At 69.8% G+C, this 16,542-nt stretch carries 19 protein-coding genes; 8 read left to right on the top strand and 11 right to left on the bottom strand.

Features of this window, described 5'->3' with window-relative positions:
• Positions 1 to 307 precede the first annotated feature (307 nt).
• Positions 308 to 469: a hypothetical protein gene (locus E1294_RS52830; RefSeq protein WP_165959714.1), complete on the top strand. Its 162-nt coding sequence runs from the start codon at positions 308 to 310 to the stop codon at positions 467 to 469.
• A gap of 158 nt (positions 470 to 627) precedes the next feature.
• Here the strand turns inward: E1294_RS52830 and E1294_RS20770 are convergent, their stop codons facing one another.
• The 7 genes from E1294_RS20770 to E1294_RS20740 all read right to left on the bottom strand — a co-directional run bounded on the left by E1294_RS20770 (position 628) and on the right by E1294_RS20740 (position 7,451).
• Entirely contained in the window at positions 628 to 909 is a 282-nt protein-coding gene (locus E1294_RS20770) for a metal-sensitive transcriptional regulator (protein WP_132334374.1), read from the bottom strand.
• A 48-nt stretch (positions 910 to 957) separates the two neighbouring features.
• The gene (locus tag E1294_RS20765) at positions 958 to 2,025 is read right to left on the bottom strand and encodes a glycosyltransferase (protein ID WP_132510523.1); all 1,068 of its coding nucleotides are present in this window, start codon (positions 2,023 to 2,025) and stop codon (positions 958 to 960) included.
• On the bottom strand, positions 2,022 to 2,852 hold the full coding sequence (locus E1294_RS20760; protein ID WP_132510537.1) for a hypothetical protein: 831 nt from the start codon (positions 2,850 to 2,852) through the stop codon (positions 2,022 to 2,024). The genes E1294_RS20765 and E1294_RS20760 overlap by 4 nt, the downstream gene beginning before the upstream one ends.
• A gap of 149 nt (positions 2,853 to 3,001) precedes the next feature.
• Positions 3,002 to 5,128, bottom strand: coding sequence for a (Fe-S)-binding protein (locus tag E1294_RS20755; protein ID WP_132510521.1), 2,127 nt, complete (start codon positions 5,126 to 5,128; stop codon positions 3,002 to 3,004).
• A 138-nt stretch (positions 5,129 to 5,266) separates the two neighbouring features.
• Positions 5,267 to 5,875, bottom strand: a complete 609-nt coding sequence (locus E1294_RS20750; RefSeq protein WP_132510519.1) for a TetR/AcrR family transcriptional regulator — start codon at positions 5,873 to 5,875, stop codon at positions 5,267 to 5,269.
• Positions 5,872 to 6,645: a class I SAM-dependent methyltransferase gene (locus E1294_RS20745; RefSeq protein WP_246083149.1), complete on the bottom strand. Its 774-nt coding sequence runs from the start codon at positions 6,643 to 6,645 to the stop codon at positions 5,872 to 5,874. The genes E1294_RS20750 and E1294_RS20745 overlap by 4 nt, the downstream gene beginning before the upstream one ends.
• Positions 6,642 to 7,451 (bottom strand): sugar phosphate isomerase/epimerase family protein, encoded by an 810-nt coding sequence (locus E1294_RS20740; RefSeq protein WP_132510517.1) that lies wholly within the window; start codon positions 7,449 to 7,451, stop codon positions 6,642 to 6,644. The genes E1294_RS20745 and E1294_RS20740 overlap by 4 nt, the downstream gene beginning before the upstream one ends.
• Before the next feature lie 124 nt (positions 7,452 to 7,575).
• Here E1294_RS20740 and E1294_RS20735 point away from each other — a divergent pair, with 124 nt between their 5' ends.
• The 5 genes from E1294_RS20735 (at position 7,576) to disA (ending at position 11,606) form a co-directional block, all read left to right on the top strand.
• Positions 7,576 to 8,274, top strand: a complete 699-nt coding sequence (locus E1294_RS20735) for a class I SAM-dependent methyltransferase (protein WP_132510515.1) — start codon at positions 7,576 to 7,578, stop codon at positions 8,272 to 8,274.
• A gap of 41 nt (positions 8,275 to 8,315) precedes the next feature.
• Positions 8,316 to 8,684 (top strand): MerR family transcriptional regulator, encoded by a 369-nt coding sequence (locus E1294_RS20730; protein WP_132510513.1) that lies wholly within the window; start codon positions 8,316 to 8,318, stop codon positions 8,682 to 8,684.
• A gap of 2 nt (positions 8,685 to 8,686) precedes the next feature.
• Positions 8,687 to 8,992, top strand: a complete 306-nt coding sequence (trxA, locus tag E1294_RS20725) for a thioredoxin (RefSeq protein ID WP_132510511.1) — start codon at positions 8,687 to 8,689, stop codon at positions 8,990 to 8,992.
• A 96-nt stretch (positions 8,993 to 9,088) separates the two neighbouring features.
• A complete protein-coding gene (radA, locus tag E1294_RS20720) occupies positions 9,089 to 10,492 on the top strand; it encodes a DNA repair protein RadA (RefSeq protein WP_132510509.1) in 1,404 nt (467 codons plus the stop codon).
• A gap of 16 nt (positions 10,493 to 10,508) precedes the next feature.
• Positions 10,509 to 11,606: a DNA integrity scanning diadenylate cyclase DisA gene (gene disA, locus E1294_RS20715; RefSeq protein WP_342775064.1), complete on the top strand. Its 1,098-nt coding sequence runs from the start codon at positions 10,509 to 10,511 to the stop codon at positions 11,604 to 11,606.
• A 55-nt stretch (positions 11,607 to 11,661) separates the two neighbouring features.
• Here the strand turns inward: disA and E1294_RS20710 are convergent, their stop codons facing one another.
• Entirely contained in the window at positions 11,662 to 12,324 is a 663-nt protein-coding gene (locus E1294_RS20710) for a hypothetical protein (RefSeq protein WP_246083147.1), read from the bottom strand.
• Positions 12,325 to 12,683: 359 nt separating this feature from the next.
• On the opposite strand from E1294_RS20710, the gene E1294_RS20705 reads away from it, so the two are divergent.
• Entirely contained in the window at positions 12,684 to 13,559 is an 876-nt protein-coding gene (locus E1294_RS20705; RefSeq protein ID WP_281284463.1) for an HhH-GPD family protein, read from the top strand.
• A 26-nt stretch (positions 13,560 to 13,585) separates the two neighbouring features.
• Here the strand turns inward: E1294_RS20705 and E1294_RS20700 are convergent, their stop codons facing one another.
• Together E1294_RS20700 and E1294_RS20695 are read right to left on the bottom strand one after the other, a co-directional pair.
• Positions 13,586 to 14,002: a cupin domain-containing protein gene (locus E1294_RS20700; RefSeq protein ID WP_132510501.1), complete on the bottom strand. Its 417-nt coding sequence runs from the start codon at positions 14,000 to 14,002 to the stop codon at positions 13,586 to 13,588.
• A 14-nt stretch (positions 14,003 to 14,016) separates the two neighbouring features.
• Positions 14,017 to 14,394, bottom strand: coding sequence for a cupin domain-containing protein (locus tag E1294_RS20695; RefSeq protein WP_132510499.1), 378 nt, complete (start codon positions 14,392 to 14,394; stop codon positions 14,017 to 14,019).
• A gap of 60 nt (positions 14,395 to 14,454) precedes the next feature.
• Here E1294_RS20695 and E1294_RS20690 point away from each other — a divergent pair, with 60 nt between their 5' ends.
• Positions 14,455 to 14,925 (top strand): MarR family winged helix-turn-helix transcriptional regulator, encoded by a 471-nt coding sequence (locus E1294_RS20690; RefSeq protein ID WP_181958530.1) that lies wholly within the window; start codon positions 14,455 to 14,457, stop codon positions 14,923 to 14,925.
• A 320-nt stretch (positions 14,926 to 15,245) separates the two neighbouring features.
• Here the strand turns inward: E1294_RS20690 and E1294_RS20685 are convergent, their stop codons facing one another.
• Positions 15,246 to 16,187, bottom strand: coding sequence for a TIM barrel protein (locus E1294_RS20685; RefSeq protein ID WP_132510497.1), 942 nt, complete (start codon positions 16,185 to 16,187; stop codon positions 15,246 to 15,248).
• Positions 16,188 to 16,542 lie beyond the last annotated feature (355 nt).

Genomic DNA, 16,542 nt, shown 5'->3' with positions numbered 1-16,542 from the left:
GGGCCAAGGTGCCGGAGCGGGGGCTGGCGGGGCAGGCGGCACTCGTGCGTAAGATCATTCACGAACGCGACGATCGTCACACAGGTCACACGTAAAGCACTAATACCGATATTTCACCCTAACTCCGCCTATATCGTTCTAACACTGGAGTGACAGGAAATTCGCTGAATTGTGATCTCTCCTTGGGGAAATGATCCTCCCGGGGCCCGCGACGCGGAAAGGAATGACCCCGATGGGCCATGTCGCCTGAAGGGTCTTCGCCGTAACCTCGAAGAGGGTGTGGGCTGCGGAAGGAAAGGACGACGCGGTGGGGCACAACGACCTGGACTCTCGGGTCCACGACCGTGTCGCGTTGGACGAGATTGCGCTCTACGCCGAGGTGCTCACCGCCGTGGCAGTCAGTGAACGGCGGCTGACCTTGGACGAACTCGACGACGCGCTCGGATTGCGGACTTCAGCGAGTCACTAGTAAAGATCAGTAAATTCTGGCCCCGGGAACCGGGTTCCTGACTCCAATGAGTCGGGGACGAAGGTTTCCGGGGTTTCACATAACTAGTCATCCCGCCACCCCGGTCTCCTACGTACGGACGATGTCTCATTATGTACGGACTAGCCTCCGTCCGTCCCCTACGAACGGACCAGGCGGGCGATCGCCGCCGAGGCCTCCTTCACCTTCGCCTCGGCCTCAGGGCCACCATTGTTGATCGCGTCGGCCACGCAGTGCGAGATGTGCTCCTCCAGCAGCCCCAGCGCCACCGCCTGCAGCGCCCGGGTGGCCGCGGAGACCTGGGTGAGGACGTCGATGCAGTAGGCATCGTCGTCCACCATGCGCTGCAGGCCCCGGATCTGCCCCTCGATCCGCCTGAGTCGTGTCAGATAGGCCTGCTTGTCTCCGCTGTACCCATGCATGCTTCTACGGTACCCGTAACCCGTATCGGCGGGCCGTGCCGGAAGACCTCACCGAAGGCCGGCGATCAGTTTCTCCCACTGGTCGGCGACCTCGTCGGCCGCATGGCGCACAGCGGTGTCGAGCGCCCCCGCGGCGAGGGAGCGCCGCCTGCGCTCGTCGTCGATCAGCGCCAGCAGCGCCACCGCGAACGGTTGCGGGTCGGCCTCGACGTCGGGCACCAGCACCCCGTTGTAGCCCGTCGCGACGAACTCCTTCGCCCCCCTGGCCCCTTCGAGCGCCACCACGGGCACCCCGCAGCCCATGGCCTCCAGCACCGTCATGCCGAGGTCTTCGCCCCGCGAGGCGCTGGCCACGATCGACGCCTTGGCGAACTCGCCGGCCAGATCGGGCGTCGTGCCCATGAAGTAGACGTGGTTGTGCAGGTCGAGCTCGCTGACGAGCGAGCGCAGCCGCCGCTCCTCGGGGCCGCCGCCGTAGAGCCGCAGCGCCCAGTCGGGCCGCTTGTCCACGATGACGGCGAACGCCCTGATCAGCCGGTCGTACGCCTTGACCGCCACCAGGCGCCCGCCGGCCGCGACGATCCTGTTGTCCATCCGTGAGCGCGGCCACGGCCCCGCGGGCAGCGCGTCCAGCAGGGCGTGCACAGGCGGCCCGCCGGCGAGGAGCCTGGCCCATTCCTCCTGGGCGGAGTCCGTGGCCGTCACGACGGCGTTCAGGCGCGGGTAGAAGCGTTTGACGGGACCCGGCACGGCCGGCCGGCCCCATTCCCTGGCGATCTTGAGGATCTCGCGCGGCGCGTGCCTGGCCGCCTGGACGCTGAGCCCCGGCCTGGTGGTGATCAGCACGTCGGTCTTGAGGTTGCGCAGCACCCGCCAGAGCGCCACCTCGGTGCGCACCTGCCCGTGCGGCAACAGGTGCCTGACCCCCGGCCTGGCGTCGATCACGCTGCGCATGGACACGCCGGGGTCGACGGGGAAGAACGGTTTCTCCTTATGCCGCCTGACGCTGATCACCTCGACGTCGTGGCGCTCGGCGAGGGCGGTGGCGAGATTGAGCGTGGCGCGCACGTCGCCGCGCATGCCGTAGGCGGACGTGAGGACCAGGCTGACCTTCATCCGCCCACCTCGATGCGCAGCTCGTCGTCGGAGGTGTAGCAGGGTCTGATCGGTACGCCGTCGACCGTGGCTGACGGATAGTGCAGCCGGCGTCGTTTGCCGTCGACGTCGTCGAGCCGCGCGCCCAGCTTCATCGGTGTGGCCACACCCTCAACCTGGAGCGCCGGCTCCCAGATGCCGAAGACCGCGGAGCCCGCGAAGCCTGCGGGGGTCGCGTCCTCGTCGAGGTCGGCCGCCAGGACGTCGACGAGCGAGACGGCCGCGTGGAAACGTACGCCCTGCACGGTGGCCGTGGCCGACACCCGGGCGCTCGTCTGCCGGCGATCGAGGGTCAGCATGGCCTCGTGGCGGCAGTCGTCATCCTCCAGCCCGGTGTAGGCCAGCAGGCCCATCACCTCGAAGCGGCCCTCCCTGAACCAGATGGCCCGCACCTCGGCCACGGGCTCCGCTTCGGAGATCTTCAGCGCCAGGTAGCCGTTGCGGGTGCGGTAGGAGCGGTAGGCGAGGGTGCGCCTGCACAGCGCGTACGCGTCGAGGTGGTCGAGTGAGAAGCCGGGATCGACGCTGCGGAGCCTGACCCGCTTGCCGTCGCGGCGCAGATAGGCGTCCCAGCGTCCGGCGCTGAGCTCCAGCGGCGCGAGCGAGACCGCGAGCGTGGCCTCGCGTGCCCGCGCGCCTGGCGTGCCGAGCAGCACGTCGCGTTCGACCCCCGTGGTGCGGTGCCTCAACACCAGTTCGGTGCCGTCTTTCAGTGGTTCGTCGATGGCGAGCCGGAGGGAGAGAACGTCGGCCAGAGTGACTTCGGCGTCCGTCACCACGACGCCCATCACGAGCCCCCTCCCCGTCGAATAGAGCCATGCGACGTTGAGGTTACCGTGATTTTCCCGTTATGTGGATGCCAGATTTGCTGTTCCTCACCCCTATTGACGTGCGAAACTCCTCCACAAGGGCTGTGGAGGAGTCCGACATGGGGTGGTCAGGAAGCACCCTTGACCGATTTGATCAACAGCTGCGCCACGTCCACCACTTCGAGCGACTCCTTGGCCTCACCACTGTTCTTCTTCTCGCTGATGGCGTCGCCGAGCATCACCATGCAGAACGGGCAGGCGGTCGAGACGGTGTCGGGATCGGTGGTCAGAGCCTCGTCGACGCGCTCGGTGTTGATGCGCTTGCCGATGCGCTCCTCCATCCACATGCGGGCGCCGCCGGCTCCGCAGCAGAAGCCGCGGTCCTTGTGGCGGTGCATCTCCTGGGTCTTGACGCCCGGCACCTTCGCCATGATGTCACGGGGCTGGGAATAGACCTTGTTGTGGCGGCCGAGGAAGCAGGGGTCGTGATAGGTGATCTTCTCCTCGATCGGCGTGACCGGGGTGAGCAGGCCCTCGTCCACCAGCTTCGCCAGCAACTGCGTGTGGTGCACGACTTCGTACGTGCCGCCCAGTTGCGGATATTCGTTGGCCAGGGTGTTGAAGCAGTGGGGACAGGTCGCCACGATCTTCTTCACGCCCGCGTCGTTGAGCGTCTCGATGTTCTGCTGGGCGAGCATGTTGAACAGATATTCCATGCCGAGGCGCCGGGCGGGGTCGCCGGTGCACGCCTCCATCGGGCCGAGCACCGCGAACTTCACGCCCGCGATGTGCAGCAGCTCCGCCACGGCCCTGGTGGTCTTCTTAGCCCGGTCTTCGAGCGCGCCCGCGCAGCCCACCCAGAACAGATATTCGGCGTCGGCGGGCATCTTGTCCTCGACCACCTCGATCTCGATGGGTTGCCCGTCCACGGAGGTGAGCTCTTCGATCCAGTCGGCCCGCTTCATCTCGGACATGCCCCACGGGTTGCCCTTGTTCTCCAGGTTCTTCACCATCACTCCCGCCTCGGACGGGAACGACGACTCCACCATCACCTGGTAGCGGCGCATGTCGAGGATGTGGTCGATGTGCTCGATGTCCACGGGGCACTGCTCGACGCAGGCGCCGCAGTTGGTGCACGACCAGAGCACGTCGGGATGGATCACGCCCTCCTCGCCCACCAGCGGCTTCTCCAGCAGCGCGAGCACGTCGGTGTCGCTGTGGTCGGGCTGCCCGGCGGAGGCGGCCATCAGGTAGGGGGCCGCCTTGAAGGCGTGGTCGCGCTGGTCGAGGATCAGCATCTTCGGCGACAGCGGCTTGTCGGTGTTCCAGGCCGGGCACTGCGACTGGCAACGGCCGCACTCCGTGCAGGAGTAGAAGTCGAGGAAACCCTTCCACGTGGTGTCGGCGATCTTGCCGCGGCCGAGCCGCTCGGGGTCGAGGTCCTCGTCCTCGAAGTCGACCGGCTTGCCGTCGACGCGCATCTCGACCGCCGCGCCCATGCCGTCGGGGCGGCGGGAGAAGAGCACGTTGAGCGGCGCGGTGAAGATGTGCAGGTGCTTGGAGTTCACCACGATGACCAGGAACACCAGCATGAAGCCGATGTGCAGGAGCAGCGCGATCTCCTCCAGCAGGGTGCTCCCCGGCAGCACGTCGCCGAGCGCGAGCGAGACGAACGCCCCCGAGGTGTAGGGGAGGTTGCCGTTGGCGGCTGCCGCGCCGCGGGCCAGGAAGAGCGTCCAGATGATGTTGAAGATCATGAACAGGACGAGCCACGCGCCGCCGAGGTGGGAGCCGGAGAAGCGGGAGTCGCGGCCGAGCGCCTTGGGAGAGTTCCTGACCCTGATGACCGCGAAGGCGACCAGGCCGAGCAGGCAGGCCACCGCAATGAAGTCCTGCACGAAGCCGAGCACGCCCCAGGTGCCGATGAGCGGGATGTGGAAGTCGGGCGTGCCGGTGATCGCCCCCTGGATGATCGCGCCATACGCCTCGACGTAGACGGTCAGCAGGATGAAGAACGCCCACATGACGAAGAAGTGCGCGACGCCCGACGCGGTCCACTTGAGCAGCTTCTTCTGCCCGAACACCTCGACGAGCTGCGCCTTGACCTCGTCGGCCACGTGTGTCCTGGCGTATTCGACGCGCTCGGGCGCAGGCGGGCCCACGGTCGCGAGCTTGTACAGGAACAGCACCCGGCGGCCGGCGACGGCCACCGCCAGGACGGTCATGACAAGCCCGATGATGGCTACCCAGAGCACGGGGTCCTCCCACAGACGACGTTGGCTGTCAGCGTACGGTCACCCGCTTCACAGCCCTCCACTGCGATCCTACTGCCGGGTAACTTTGCCGGGGTACGCGACATACCCTATGGTCACCGCCGTCGACAGAACAATGCTCTATTCTGTGAAGTACCTCTGGATCGTCGGCGCGAGCAGCTCGACGAGCTCGTCATGACCGGCGCTCGCCAGCGGCTCCAGCTTGATCACATAGCGCCCCATGATCACGCCGAACATCTGGGCGAACGCCGCCTCGATCCGCAGATGCGGCACCCGCAGCCGGTCGGCCACCTGGAAGAGCAGCGCGTTCGAGATGAACTCACGGAACATCACGACCGCACGGTCGTTGGTCATGGCCGAGCGAATGAGCGCCACCATCGGCTCGCGGGTCTCCGGCTCGGCGGTGACCTCAAGGATCATCCGGACGAGCCGCTCGCCGATCTCCTCGCGCGGGCCGGCGACCAGCACGGGGACGACGATCTCCGGGGTGATCGGCAACTGCATGGCCGCCGCGAACATGCCCTCCTTGGTGTCGAAATAGTGGTGCACCAGAGCGGGGTCGACCTTCGCCTCCCTGGCGATGCCGCGCACGGTCGCCTTGTCGAACCCCTTCTCCGCGAACACCTTCCTCGCCGCCGCCAGGATCTCGCCCCGCGTGTCGGCCGAACCCGGCCTGCGTCCAGGACGGCGTCTGGCCGTCGACTCCTCCGAGGCCTTACCTCGCGTCACCGGCCCACCGCCAGGTAGACCCGCATCGGCACGGACAGCACACCCTCGGGGAACACCTCGCGCAACTCGGCCCGCTGCCTCTCGACCAGCTCATCGGCCCGCCGCGGCGACAGCGCCGCCATATAGGAGTGGGAGCGCAGGCCGAGCAGGAAGTCCTCGATGCCGACCAGCCTCGTCCACGGGATCCACCGCTCCTCGATCACCTCGAAGGCCGAGGCGATGGGCGGCGCCGACCACCGCTCGACCGCCGGCCCCCAATAGGCCGGCACCTCCTCCGCCAGCCGGGCTTCGTACGCGGCCAGCCACTCGGCCTGCGCGGCGTGGGCGAAGTTCCAGCAGCCCGCGATCGTGCCCCCGGGCCGCAGCACCCGTCTCGCCTCGGCGATCGACGCCACCGGGTCGAGCCAGTGCCACGACTGGGCGAACGTGACCAGGTCGGCCACGCCGTCGGCCAGCGGCAGGGTGTTGCCGTCGGCCAGCAGGGCCGTGACAGGCGCACCCTCCTCGCCGCTCGTCCGCGACACCAGCCTGGTCAGCATCCCGGCACCCGGGTCGATCGCGATGACGTGCGCGCCACGCGCTCTGAGCGCCCGCGTCATGATGCCGGTGCCCGCGCCCACGTCGACCGTGGTGGCGCCGTCGAGATCGACGCCGGACACCTCCATGAGCGCGCGGTAGAGCTCGTCGGGGTAGCCAGGCCTGCCCGCGTCGTACGCGTCGGCCACCCGGTCGAACACCCGGCCCAGATCCTTGATCGGCCCTGTGTTCACGTGGAAGCCGCCAGGTGCAGCCGGGCGAAGGCCAGCGCCTCGGCGAGATCGTCGATGCGCTCGGTGCGGCTGGCCGCCTTGCGGGTGTTGATCTCGAGCACGACCAGCCCCGAATAGCCGTTGCCCGCCAGGCGTTCGAGGATCTGCGCGCACGGTTGGTTGCCCCTGCCCGGCACCAGGTGCTCGTCCTTGTTGGTCATCCCGAGGCCGTCGGCCAGGTGCAGGTGGGCGAGCCGGTCGCCGAGCTTGACGGCCATCTCCATGGCGTCGGAGCCCGACACGGCCGTGTGCGACAGGTCGAGCGTGACCTGGGGGAAGGCGTAGTCGATCGGATTCCAGTCGGGAGAGTAGGGGACGACGTCGTTGCCCCTGGCGCGCAGCGGGAACATGTTCTCCACCGCGAAGGTGACGTCGGTCTCCTCGCGCATCCTGGCCAGGCCGTTCTCGAAGTCGCGCGCGTAGTCGCGCTGCCATCGGAACGGCGGATGGACGACGACCGTCGAGGCGCCCAGGCGTTCGGCCGCCTTCTGCGCCTTGACCAGCTTGGCCCAGGGATCGCGCCCCCACACCCGCTGCGTGACCAGCAGGCAGGGGGCGTGGATGGCCAGGACGGGCACCTCGTAGTGCTCGGAGAGCCGCTCGATCACGTCGATGTCCTGGCTCACGGGGTCGGCGCCGACCATGACCTCAACGCCGTCGTAACCCAGGCGCGCGGCCAGCTCGAACGCGTCTGGAGTGCGTTCCGGATATACCGAAGCAGTGGACAATGCGATCTTCGCATTGGGCACGCGGATGACATCAGCCACGTTGCCAGCCTAAGCTGGTCACGCCGATCTGGCGCGTGAGCCCAAGAGGCGAGCCCGCGACGGGCCACGTCCGGCGGTCGCGAAAGCGCCTCTGGCACGTTGCGCATGCGCCTAGCGTTGGACCATGCCACGGATAGCGAAAGGCGCGATCCCGAGCCCGAACATCTGGAACGCGCCGCAGGTCTACGAGCTGGAGAACCGCGCCGTCGACCCCGAGGGCGCGGCCGACGCGGCGATGCGCGAGCTGCGCCCCTGGGACGGCGCGACCGTGCTCGACATCGGCTGCGGCACCGGCTACCACCTGCCGGTCCTGGCCGCGGCGGCGTCCGGCGTCATCGGCGTCGAGCCGCATGGAGACCTGGCCGCGCTGGCCCGCCGCCGCTGCGCCGGCCTCCCCAACGTGGCCGTGCACGCCGCCGCCGCCCAGGACCTGCCACTGCCCGACGCGAGCGTCGACGTGGCGATGGCGCGCTGGGCGTACTTCTTCGGCCCCGGCTGCGAGCCGGGGCTGCGCGAGTTGTCCCGGGTGGTACGCCGCGGCGGCGCGGCCTTCGTGCTCGACCTCGACGCGACGCGCGGGTCGTTCGGCCGCTGGTTCTCGCACACCGTACCCGCCTACTCGCCCCGCGACGTCGAGGCGTTCTGGGTCCGGCACGGCTGGCAACGGCGACCGCTCGACCTCAGGATGGCCTTCGAGCGGCGGGCGGACCTGGAGGCGGTGCTGCGCATCGAGTTCGCACCCGGCGTGGCCGAGCAGGCCATCGCCGAGACCCCGGGCCTGGAGATTCCCTATCCGAACGTGCTGCGCTGGCGCCACTTCTAGGACTTGACCTTGACATCGGCGTCAATGTTTACCGTGGTCGTATGCGCATCGGAGAGCTGGCGGAACGCACAGGAGTGAGCCCGCGCTCGCTCCGCTACTACGAGAAGCACGGCCTGCTCAGCGCCCGTCGCGCGGCCAACGGCTACCGCGACTACGGCGAGGAGGACGTCAGGCTGGTCTCCGAGATCAGGGCACTGCTCAGCGTGGGCTTCACGCTGGAGGACACCCGGCCGTTCCTCGACTGCCTGCGTCGCGGGCACAGCTCGGGCGGCTCGTGCGCCGAGTCGGTCGAGGTCTACGAGCGCAAGCTCAAGGAGATCGACGAGGAGATCCGCGCCCTGCTCGCCCGCCGTGCCGAGGTGGCCGCCCAGCTCGCGCAGTCCTGTCCGGGTTGCTTCGTGAAGGGGTAAAGATGATCACAGTGACCACCGACAATTACGAAGAGCAGGTGCTCAAGAACGACAAGCCGGTCCTGGTGGAGTTCTGGGCCGATTGGTGCGGGCCGTGCCGGATGGTGGGCCCCGTACTGGAGCAGATCGAGGCCGAGCACGGGCTGACGATCGGCAAGCTCGACACCGACGCGCACCCCGAGATCATGGCCCGTTACGGCGTGATGGCGGTGCCGACGATGGTGTTGTTCGAGAACGGCGAGCCGGTCAAGCAGATCGTGGGTGCCAAGCCGAAGCGCATGCTGGTCGCGGAGCTGGGCCTGGCGTGAACCGTACGGCGTCCCGCACCCTTCGTGGTGGGCGCGCGGCAGGACGCCGCCGCCGGGGCTCGAAGATTGTCGGCCCCTGCCGCTAGCCTGCTCCGCATGGCCAAGACTGCCTCGAAACCCGGATACCGCTGTGCCGAGTGCGGCTGGCGCACCACGAAGTGGGTCGGCCGGTGCGGCGAGTGCCAGGCGTGGGGCACGGTCGACGAAGAGGGCGCCCGCGGCGTCAGCGTCGTCCAGGCCGGCGCCACCACCGCGCCCGCCCTGCCGATCGGCCAGGTCAAGGCCGAGGTGGCGGCGGCCCGCACGACCGGCGTCGCCGAGCTCGACCGGGTGCTCGGCGGCGGCCTCGTGCCGGGCGCGGTCGTGCTGCTGGCCGGTGAGCCGGGCATCGGCAAGTCCACGCTCCTGCTGGAGGCCGCGGCCCGCATCGCCGAGCGCGAGACGGTCCTCTACGTGACGGGCGAGGAGTCGGCCGCCCAGGTGCGCCTGCGCGCCGACCGCATCGGCGCCATCCAGGATCGCCTCTACCTCGCCGCGGAGACGGAGCTGTCGGCCCTGGTCGCCCACGTGGACAAGGTCCAGCCCACCATGCTGGTGGTCGACTCGGTGCAGACCGTGGGCTCCGCGCAGGCCACCGGCGTGCCCGGCGGGGTCACGCAGGTCCGCGAGGTGGCGGCCAATCTCGTGCGCCTGGCCAAGGAACGCAACATGGCCACGGTGCTCGTCGGCCACGTCACCAAGGAGGGCTCGATCGCCGGCCCGCGCACGCTGGAGCACCTGGTCGACGTCGTGCTCAACTTCGAGGGCGACCGCCACTCCAGGCTCCGCATGGTGCGTGCGATCAAAAACCGGTTCGGCCCCACCGACGAGGTCGGCTGCTTCGACCTGCACGAGCGGGGCATCGAGGGCATCACCGACCCGAGCGGCCTGTTCGTCTCCAGGCGCAGCGAGCCCGTGCCCGGCACCTGCGTCGCCGTCACGGTCGAGGGCACCCGCCCGCTCCCCGCCGAGGTGCAGGCCCTGGTCGCCCGCACCGACGCCCAGCAGCCCAGGCGCACGTCGTCAGGGCTCGACACCTACCGCGTGCAGATGATCCTCGCCGTGCTCGAGCGCCGGCTCAACGCCCGCCTGGGCGGGTGTGACGTGTTCACGGCCACCGTGGGGGGCATCAAGCTGGCCGACCCCGCCGTCGACCTGTCGATCATGCTCGCCGTCGCCAGCGCCGCGGGAGACAAGCCGCTGCCGGCCGGCCTCGTGGCACTCGGCGAGGTGGGCCTGGCGGGCGAGTTGCGTCCGGTCAAAGACGTCCGCAGGCGGCTGTCCGAGGCGGCCAGGATGGGATTCAAGCGCGCCCTCGTGCCCGCCGGATCCCTCGAAGAGGGCGGCCGCCGGCGTAACGGGCAGCGTGCTCTGGTGCCTGTGGGGCCTGTGGCGTTCGCACCCGGTTTCGAGGTCGTCCAGGCGGAGAACGTCTGGGACGCACTCACACACGTCACATAGCGCGGCTAAGCTGGGCGTGACCGATCGACACGGGGGTCAGGTGGATAGGAGTCTTGACGACCGTCGTCGCGAAGCCCTGGCAGCTGTGGCCCCAGGCACTCCGCTGCGCGACGGCCTGGAGCGGATCCTGCGCGGGCAGACCGGCGGGCTGATCGTGCTCGGCTACAACCGGGTCGTCGAAGAGGTCTGCAGCGGCGGGTTCGAGCTCGACGTCGACTTCTCGGCCACCAGGCTGCGCGAGCTGGCCAAGATGGACGGCGCCATCGTCGTGAGCGACCACAAGATCGTGCGTGCCGCCGTCCACCTCGTGCCCGACCCCGCCATCCCCACCGACGAGTCCGGCACCCGCCACCGCACCGCCCAGCGCGTCGCCCGGCAGACCGGCCTGCCCATCATCGCCATCAGCAAGTCGATGCGCATCATCGCCCTCTACCTCGACGGCATCCGCTACGTCCTGGAGGAGTCGGCGGCCATCCTGTCCAAGGCCAACCAGGCCCTGGCCACCCTCGAACGATACAAACACCGCCTCGACGAGGTCTCCGGCACCTTGTCGGCCCTGGAGATCGAAGACCTGGTCACGGTCCGCGACGTCGCCGCCGTTGCCCAGCGGCTCGAGATGGTCCGGCGCATCTCCGACGAGATCAAGGGCTACGTCGTCGAGCTGGGCACCGACGGCCGGCTGCTGTCCCTGCAGCTCGACGAGCTCGTGGCCGGTGTCGACTCCGAGCGGGAGCTGGTCATCCGCGACTATCTCCCGGCGCCCGCCGGCCGCCGCCAGCGCCGACTGATCGAGGCCCTGCACGACCTCGACAAGCTGTCGGGCAACGAGCTGCTCGACCTCTCGGTGGTCGCCCAGGTGCTCGGTCACAACGGCACCGACATGCTCGAAACCCCGGTGAGCCCCAGGGGTTTCCGCCTGCTCGCCAAGGTGCCCCGCCTGCCGGCCACCGTGGTCGACCGCCTGGTCAACCACTTCGGCGGGTTGCAGAAGCTCCTGGCCGCCAGCATCGACGACCTGCAGGCGGTGGGCGGCGTCGGGGAGTCGAGGGCGCGCAGCGTACGCGAGGGCCTGTCCCGCCTCGCCGAGTCCTCCATCCTCGAACGTTACGTCTGACCGTCGGCCACGCGGGCGTGGGCCGGGAGGGCTCAGCGACGCATGGCAGGCGCTCCTAGCGGAGGTGGAAGATCCCCTTGCTGCTGCGGAGCTTGCCCATGCGCACGGTGGCCACGTACGTGCCCGGCAGCGCGGCCGCCGGTGTGGCCTTGCAGTCGGCGTTGGAGCGGCGGCGGTCCCATTCCAGCGACCGCACGTAAGGCACCCCCCGCTGGAGCTGCTCGACCTCCGTGCCCGCCCCGCTGACACAGTCGGCGTTCGACCAGATCCGGTCCGCTCCCGAGGTGATGCGGATCTCCATGGCGCGCGGCCCCACGTCGGCCGTGCACATCACGGGCCCGGTGTTGACCAGCGTGACCAGGAAGGTGGGCCGGGCGTCGCCCGCGTAGATCTGCTCCTTGCCGCTCTGGAGGCTGAGCACCAGATCTTCCTCGACGCAGGGCTGGCCTGGCTTCCTCTGCCCGGCGGTGGGGCTCGGCGTGGCGGTGGCGGTCGGAGTCGGCGACGGGCTGGCCGTGCCCAGAGCCAGCGTACGCAGCCCGGCGAGCAGCGGATCAGCGCTGGGCGTGGGGCTCGATGACGACTGCGCGCTGGACGTACGGCCCGGTCCGCTGCCACCGCTCGAGCACGCCCACGCCACCACGGCCACCACGACGAGAACCGCCACCAGCACGCTCATCCGACGCCGCCAGTAGACGTCACCGCCGTCGCCGCGCATCGAATCCGGGTCCATCGGGTTCGCGCGGTGCTCCCCACCTGCTTCACCAGGTGGAGGACCCCGCGCTCCCTCCCTTCCGATCTGGTCGGTTCCTGTGGTCGTTGCCTTGCTGGTCGTGAGAGTCGGAGGTGGGTGTGCGCAGGTCGGTCGCTCACTTCCCCGTTGCGCCCCACCAGCGAGCGGGCCGCCGCGCTCGAGCAGTGTGTGAGGGCTCGTCCTTCGCCAGGCCGCGGAAGCGGCTCAGCGAGAGGCCTCTCCCTTCAGGGAGCGGAGGAGCCACAACGCTCAGCATGGTAATTGTCCAGCCACGAAGAGTGACGACACGCCGAAGCCTGCGAACTCGGCATACGCTTGACCGCGTGGTTGAGCCGAACCTCCTGCACGCCCCCGTTCTCGACTGGTACGCCGACAACGCCCGAGACCTCCCCTGGCGTGCCGCCGACGCGACGCCGTGGGGCGTGCTCGTCAGCGAGATCATGCTCCAGCAGACCCCGGTCGCCCGTGTCCTGCCCGTCTGGCACGAGTGGATGGACCGCTGGCCCACCCCCAAGGCACTGGCCGCCGAGCAACCCGGCGAAGCCGTACGCCATTGGGGCCGGCTCGGCTATCCGCGCCGGGCGCTGCGGCTCCACGCGTGCGCCAGGGCCGTCGCCGGGGAACACGGCGGCGAGGTGCCGTCCGACCACACGACCCTGCTGTCCCTGCCCGGCATCGGCGAATACACCGCCGCCGCGGTCGCCAGCTTCGCGTACGGCGGCCGCCATGCCGTCCTCGACACCAACGTCCGCAGGGTGTTCGCGCGTGCGGTGCGCGCCGTGCAATATCCGCCCACGGCCACCTCCGCGGCGGAGCGGCGGCTGGCGGAGTCACTTCTGCCCGAGCTGGACGCGCCCCGCTGGGGCGTGGCGGTGATGGAGCTCGGCGCGCTGGTCTGCACGGCCCGCACCCCGCGCTGCGCCGACTGCCCGATCACCCACCTGTGCGCCTGGCGGCTGGCCGGCAAGCCGCCGCACGACGGTCCCGCGCGCAAGGGCCAGACGTACGCGGGCACCGACCGCCAGTGCCGCGGCCGCCTTCTCGACGTGCTCAGGTCCGCCCACGGGCCGGTCCCCAAGGCGGCCCTCGACGCCGTGTGGGACGACGCGGTCCAGCGCGAACGCGCCCTGGACGGCCTGGTCGCCGACGGCCTCGCCGAACCCCTCGACGACGGCACCTACCGCCTCCCCCACTCCTGACCGCCCCGGGCCACCGGGACGTGTTGTTACCGAGCCCAGGGCGGGACGGTGCGTTCCGTGCCCTTGGGGGCCAGGTCGCAGGCGTCCGGCGCCGACACGCCGCCGGGGTTGTAGACGTGGGCGCCGGAAGGCGCGGCGACGATCGAGACGAACCCGCGCTCGGGGTCGGCGGTCATCTGCCTGCTCGCGCCGGCGGGCAGCACCATGGTGTCCCCTACGCCGACCTCGAACCGCTCGTCTCCGAGCGCGACGACGGCCGAGCCGTCGAGCCACGTCCACACCAGCTCGGCGTCGAACGCGTGCACCGGTCCCACCATTCCGGGGCGGGCGTCCACCCGCCACACGGCCTGCTCCGCCCCTCCCTGCGACGGCGAGGCGAGTGTGGTCATGACGCCGTTGGGCGTCTCGATCCTGCGGGATTCCGCGGACAGGACGATGGTCATGGGAAGCACCCTCCTCAAACGATCCACGGCGGGACGCCGTAGTCGGCGCCGATCTCGGCCAGAGCCCTGGCGCCCGCCGGGGCCGTCACGACGGCGGTGTAGCCGTTGCCGGGGTCGGCGAGCACGCGCCTCACCGTGTGCGCGGGGAAGACGACGGTGTCGCCCGCCGCGGCCTCGAACCGGTCACCGCCCAGTTCGACGACGGCCGCTCCGGCCGTCCAGGTCCACACCTGTTCGCTGTCGAAGTCATGCACGGGCCCGTGCACGCCCGGCTTGGCGTCCACCCGCCACAGGGCTCGCGAGGCCCCTCCCTGCGCCGGCGAGGCGAACGTCGTCATGACCCCGCCAGGGGTCTCCGACCGCCGCGCCTCGGCGCTACGAATGACAGTCACGTCCTGAAGCTCCTAAGATAGGCAACTACGTTGTCCATATAGTCAATCAGGTTGTCTATCATGTCAAGCGACGCCCCCGGCTTCGAACTTCCGCTCCGCCTGCTGCTCGCCTTCAGGATGTTGATCGACGAACTGCACGCCGAGCTGGCCCGCCAAGGCCACCCGGACCTGCGGCCCATGCACGGGTTCGTCATGCAGGCGATCGGCCCGCGCGGCACCACCGCCGTCGAGCTGGGCCGCGTGCTCGGCGTCTCCAAACAGGCCGCGGGCAAGACCATCGACACCCTCGAACGCGTCGGCTACGTCGAACGCACCACGGATCCCCACGACACCCGGCGCAAGATCGCCCGGCTCACGCCGTACGCGATGGACGCGCTGAACCGCTCGGCCCGCATCTTCGACGACCTCCGCGCCCGCTGGGCGCACGAGCTCGGCGAGGACCGGCTGCACGCCCTCGAAGCCGACCTGCGGAAGGTCACCCCGGACGGCCTCTGGCGCCTGGACATCCCCGGCTGGTTCGGCTCCCTCTGACCGGCCACCCCTCCAGGCCGGACGCAATCCACCCCACCTGTCCGGCCCGGGCACGACCCGCCATCCACGGGTGGGTGCGGCGTCAGGGTCTGACCCGACCTCCACCACCCCGGGCCTGCGGCCCGGCTACCCCCTCGAACGCGCCCCGTCCGCCCGAACGCGGGCCGGGCTCGCCCTCAGGCACGGCCCTCGACCAGCTTCGCTCCACGACGCGGGCGCTCGACAAGGTCCACCCCGCGGCGCGGGCCGTCAACCAGGTTCACCCCCGCGGAGCGGGGGGTCGGCCAGGTTCGCTCCGCGGCGCGGGCGCTCGCAGCTCCCTAGGCGGCCAGTTGCAGACCCAGGCTGGTGAGGTTCGTACGGGCCCAGGCCAGCTCGTCGGCGAGCAGCGACACCAGCGCCCCAGGCCCCTTGGCCCGCCCGGGCACCATCAGGTTGTGCGTCTCCACCTCGATGTGCGCGCTCCCGCTGACCGCCCCCGACAACATCGCCGTCAGCGTGTCGTGCAGCACGGCGCCCGTACTGCTCGGCGTCTCCCCCGTGTGGCTGTGCACGTGCCCCAGCTTGACCACCGGCGCACCGGCCTCGGCCAGCCCCTTGAGCGCCACGCCGGGCTCCTCGGCGCCGCCGGCCAGGTGGCAGGCGTCCAGGCACACGCCCAGGTGCTCGGAGTCGATGCCGCACACCCGCTCCAGCGCCTGCTCGGTCGTCTCCAGCACGCACCCGGGCCACGGCTCGAACCCGACCCTGATCGTCTTGCCGGTCACGCTGTAGATGCCGCGCAACTCGCGCGCCAGCCGTTCGAGCCGGCGCGTGGCGATGGAGTGCAGATCGGCGGGCCAGTCGCGGCGCCACCCGATCGGGATCGTCGAGATGCTGCCGAACCGTACGTCCTCGGGGAGCAGGAACGCCAGGATCTTGGCCAGCGCCATCGTGTAGCGGTAGCGCTCGGGCTTGGCCCAGTCGGGACCGGGCACCTCCTGGTTGCGTCCGCCGGCGCCGTTGAGGCTCACGACCTCCAGGCCGCGCTCCTCCAGCGAGCGGCGCAGGCGTACGAGCTCGATGCGGTCGGCCGTGAGGTGGTCGGCGACGGCCGGCGACAACCACAGCCCGATGCCCATCCGTTCGACCCCCAGCCGCTTGCGCACGGGCACGGCGTAGCGAGTCAGGTGGGCGATCAGGTTCTCCAGATCCTCAGCGGGGTGGACGCCTGCGTTGTAGGCGAGGTGAACGAGCGTTCCGTCATCGTGACGCAGGCGCATCGGTTTCCTCCAGGCTTGCGTTGTGTCTTCCCGTCGCCCGCCTTGGACGTGCGAACCCTGTGAGCATGCCTGCCGACGGGTGGCGAGCGCGTCCGCCCTGAGTTGACTTCGTCCTACTCCCGAGGGAGCAGTCACCATCAAGGCGAAGCTCTACACAGTGTAGTACTACTTCGCGTGGCGAAACACCCGGACTCATGAAGATTGGGCAACGACCGCGGATCTTACGGGGCACGTCACGCTAGAGGTGCGGTCTGTCACACCGGGCCGGATGGACGATCTCGAGACCCTTCCCAGGCTCCGGATGGTTCATCGTGCCACTGAGCGGCAACCACCCGGGCCAGGGCAGGGTTGAGCG

The sequence above is a fragment of the Nonomuraea diastatica genome, assembly GCF_004349015.1.
GTDB lineage: Bacteria > Actinomycetota > Actinomycetes > Streptosporangiales > Streptosporangiaceae > Nonomuraea > Nonomuraea diastatica.
This window is presented reverse-complemented; position numbering and strand designations above follow the sequence as displayed.

What these genes read in the sequence shown, in the direction of transcription:
- E1294_RS20770 (WP_132334374.1), bottom strand. Translation starts at nt 909, where the DNA reads ATGCATGGGTACAGCGGAGACAAGCAGGCCTATCTGACACGACTCAGG.
- E1294_RS20765 (WP_132510523.1), bottom strand. Translation starts at nt 2,025, where the DNA reads ATGAAGGTCAGCCTGGTCCTCACGTCCGCCTACGGCATGCGCGGCGAC.
- E1294_RS20760 (WP_132510537.1), bottom strand. Translation starts at nt 2,852, where the DNA reads ATGGGCGTCGTGGTGACGGACGCCGAAGTCACTCTGGCCGACGTTCTC.
- E1294_RS20735 (WP_132510515.1), top strand. Translation starts at nt 7,576, where the DNA reads ATGCCACGGATAGCGAAAGGCGCGATCCCGAGCCCGAACATCTGGAAC.
- E1294_RS20730 (WP_132510513.1), top strand. Translation starts at nt 8,316, where the DNA reads ATGCGCATCGGAGAGCTGGCGGAACGCACAGGAGTGAGCCCGCGCTCG.
- trxA (WP_132510511.1), top strand. Translation starts at nt 8,687, where the DNA reads ATGATCACAGTGACCACCGACAATTACGAAGAGCAGGTGCTCAAGAAC.
- radA (WP_132510509.1), top strand. Translation starts at nt 9,089, where the DNA reads ATGGCCAAGACTGCCTCGAAACCCGGATACCGCTGTGCCGAGTGCGGC.
- E1294_RS20710 (WP_246083147.1), bottom strand. Translation starts at nt 12,324, where the DNA reads ATGCGCGGCGACGGCGGTGACGTCTACTGGCGGCGTCGGATGAGCGTG.
- E1294_RS20700 (WP_132510501.1), bottom strand. Translation starts at nt 14,002, where the DNA reads ATGACCATCGTCCTGTCCGCGGAATCCCGCAGGATCGAGACGCCCAAC.
- E1294_RS20690 (WP_181958530.1), top strand. Translation starts at nt 14,455, where the DNA reads ATGTCAAGCGACGCCCCCGGCTTCGAACTTCCGCTCCGCCTGCTGCTC.
- E1294_RS20685 (WP_132510497.1), bottom strand. Translation starts at nt 16,187, where the DNA reads ATGCGCCTGCGTCACGATGACGGAACGCTCGTTCACCTCGCCTACAAC.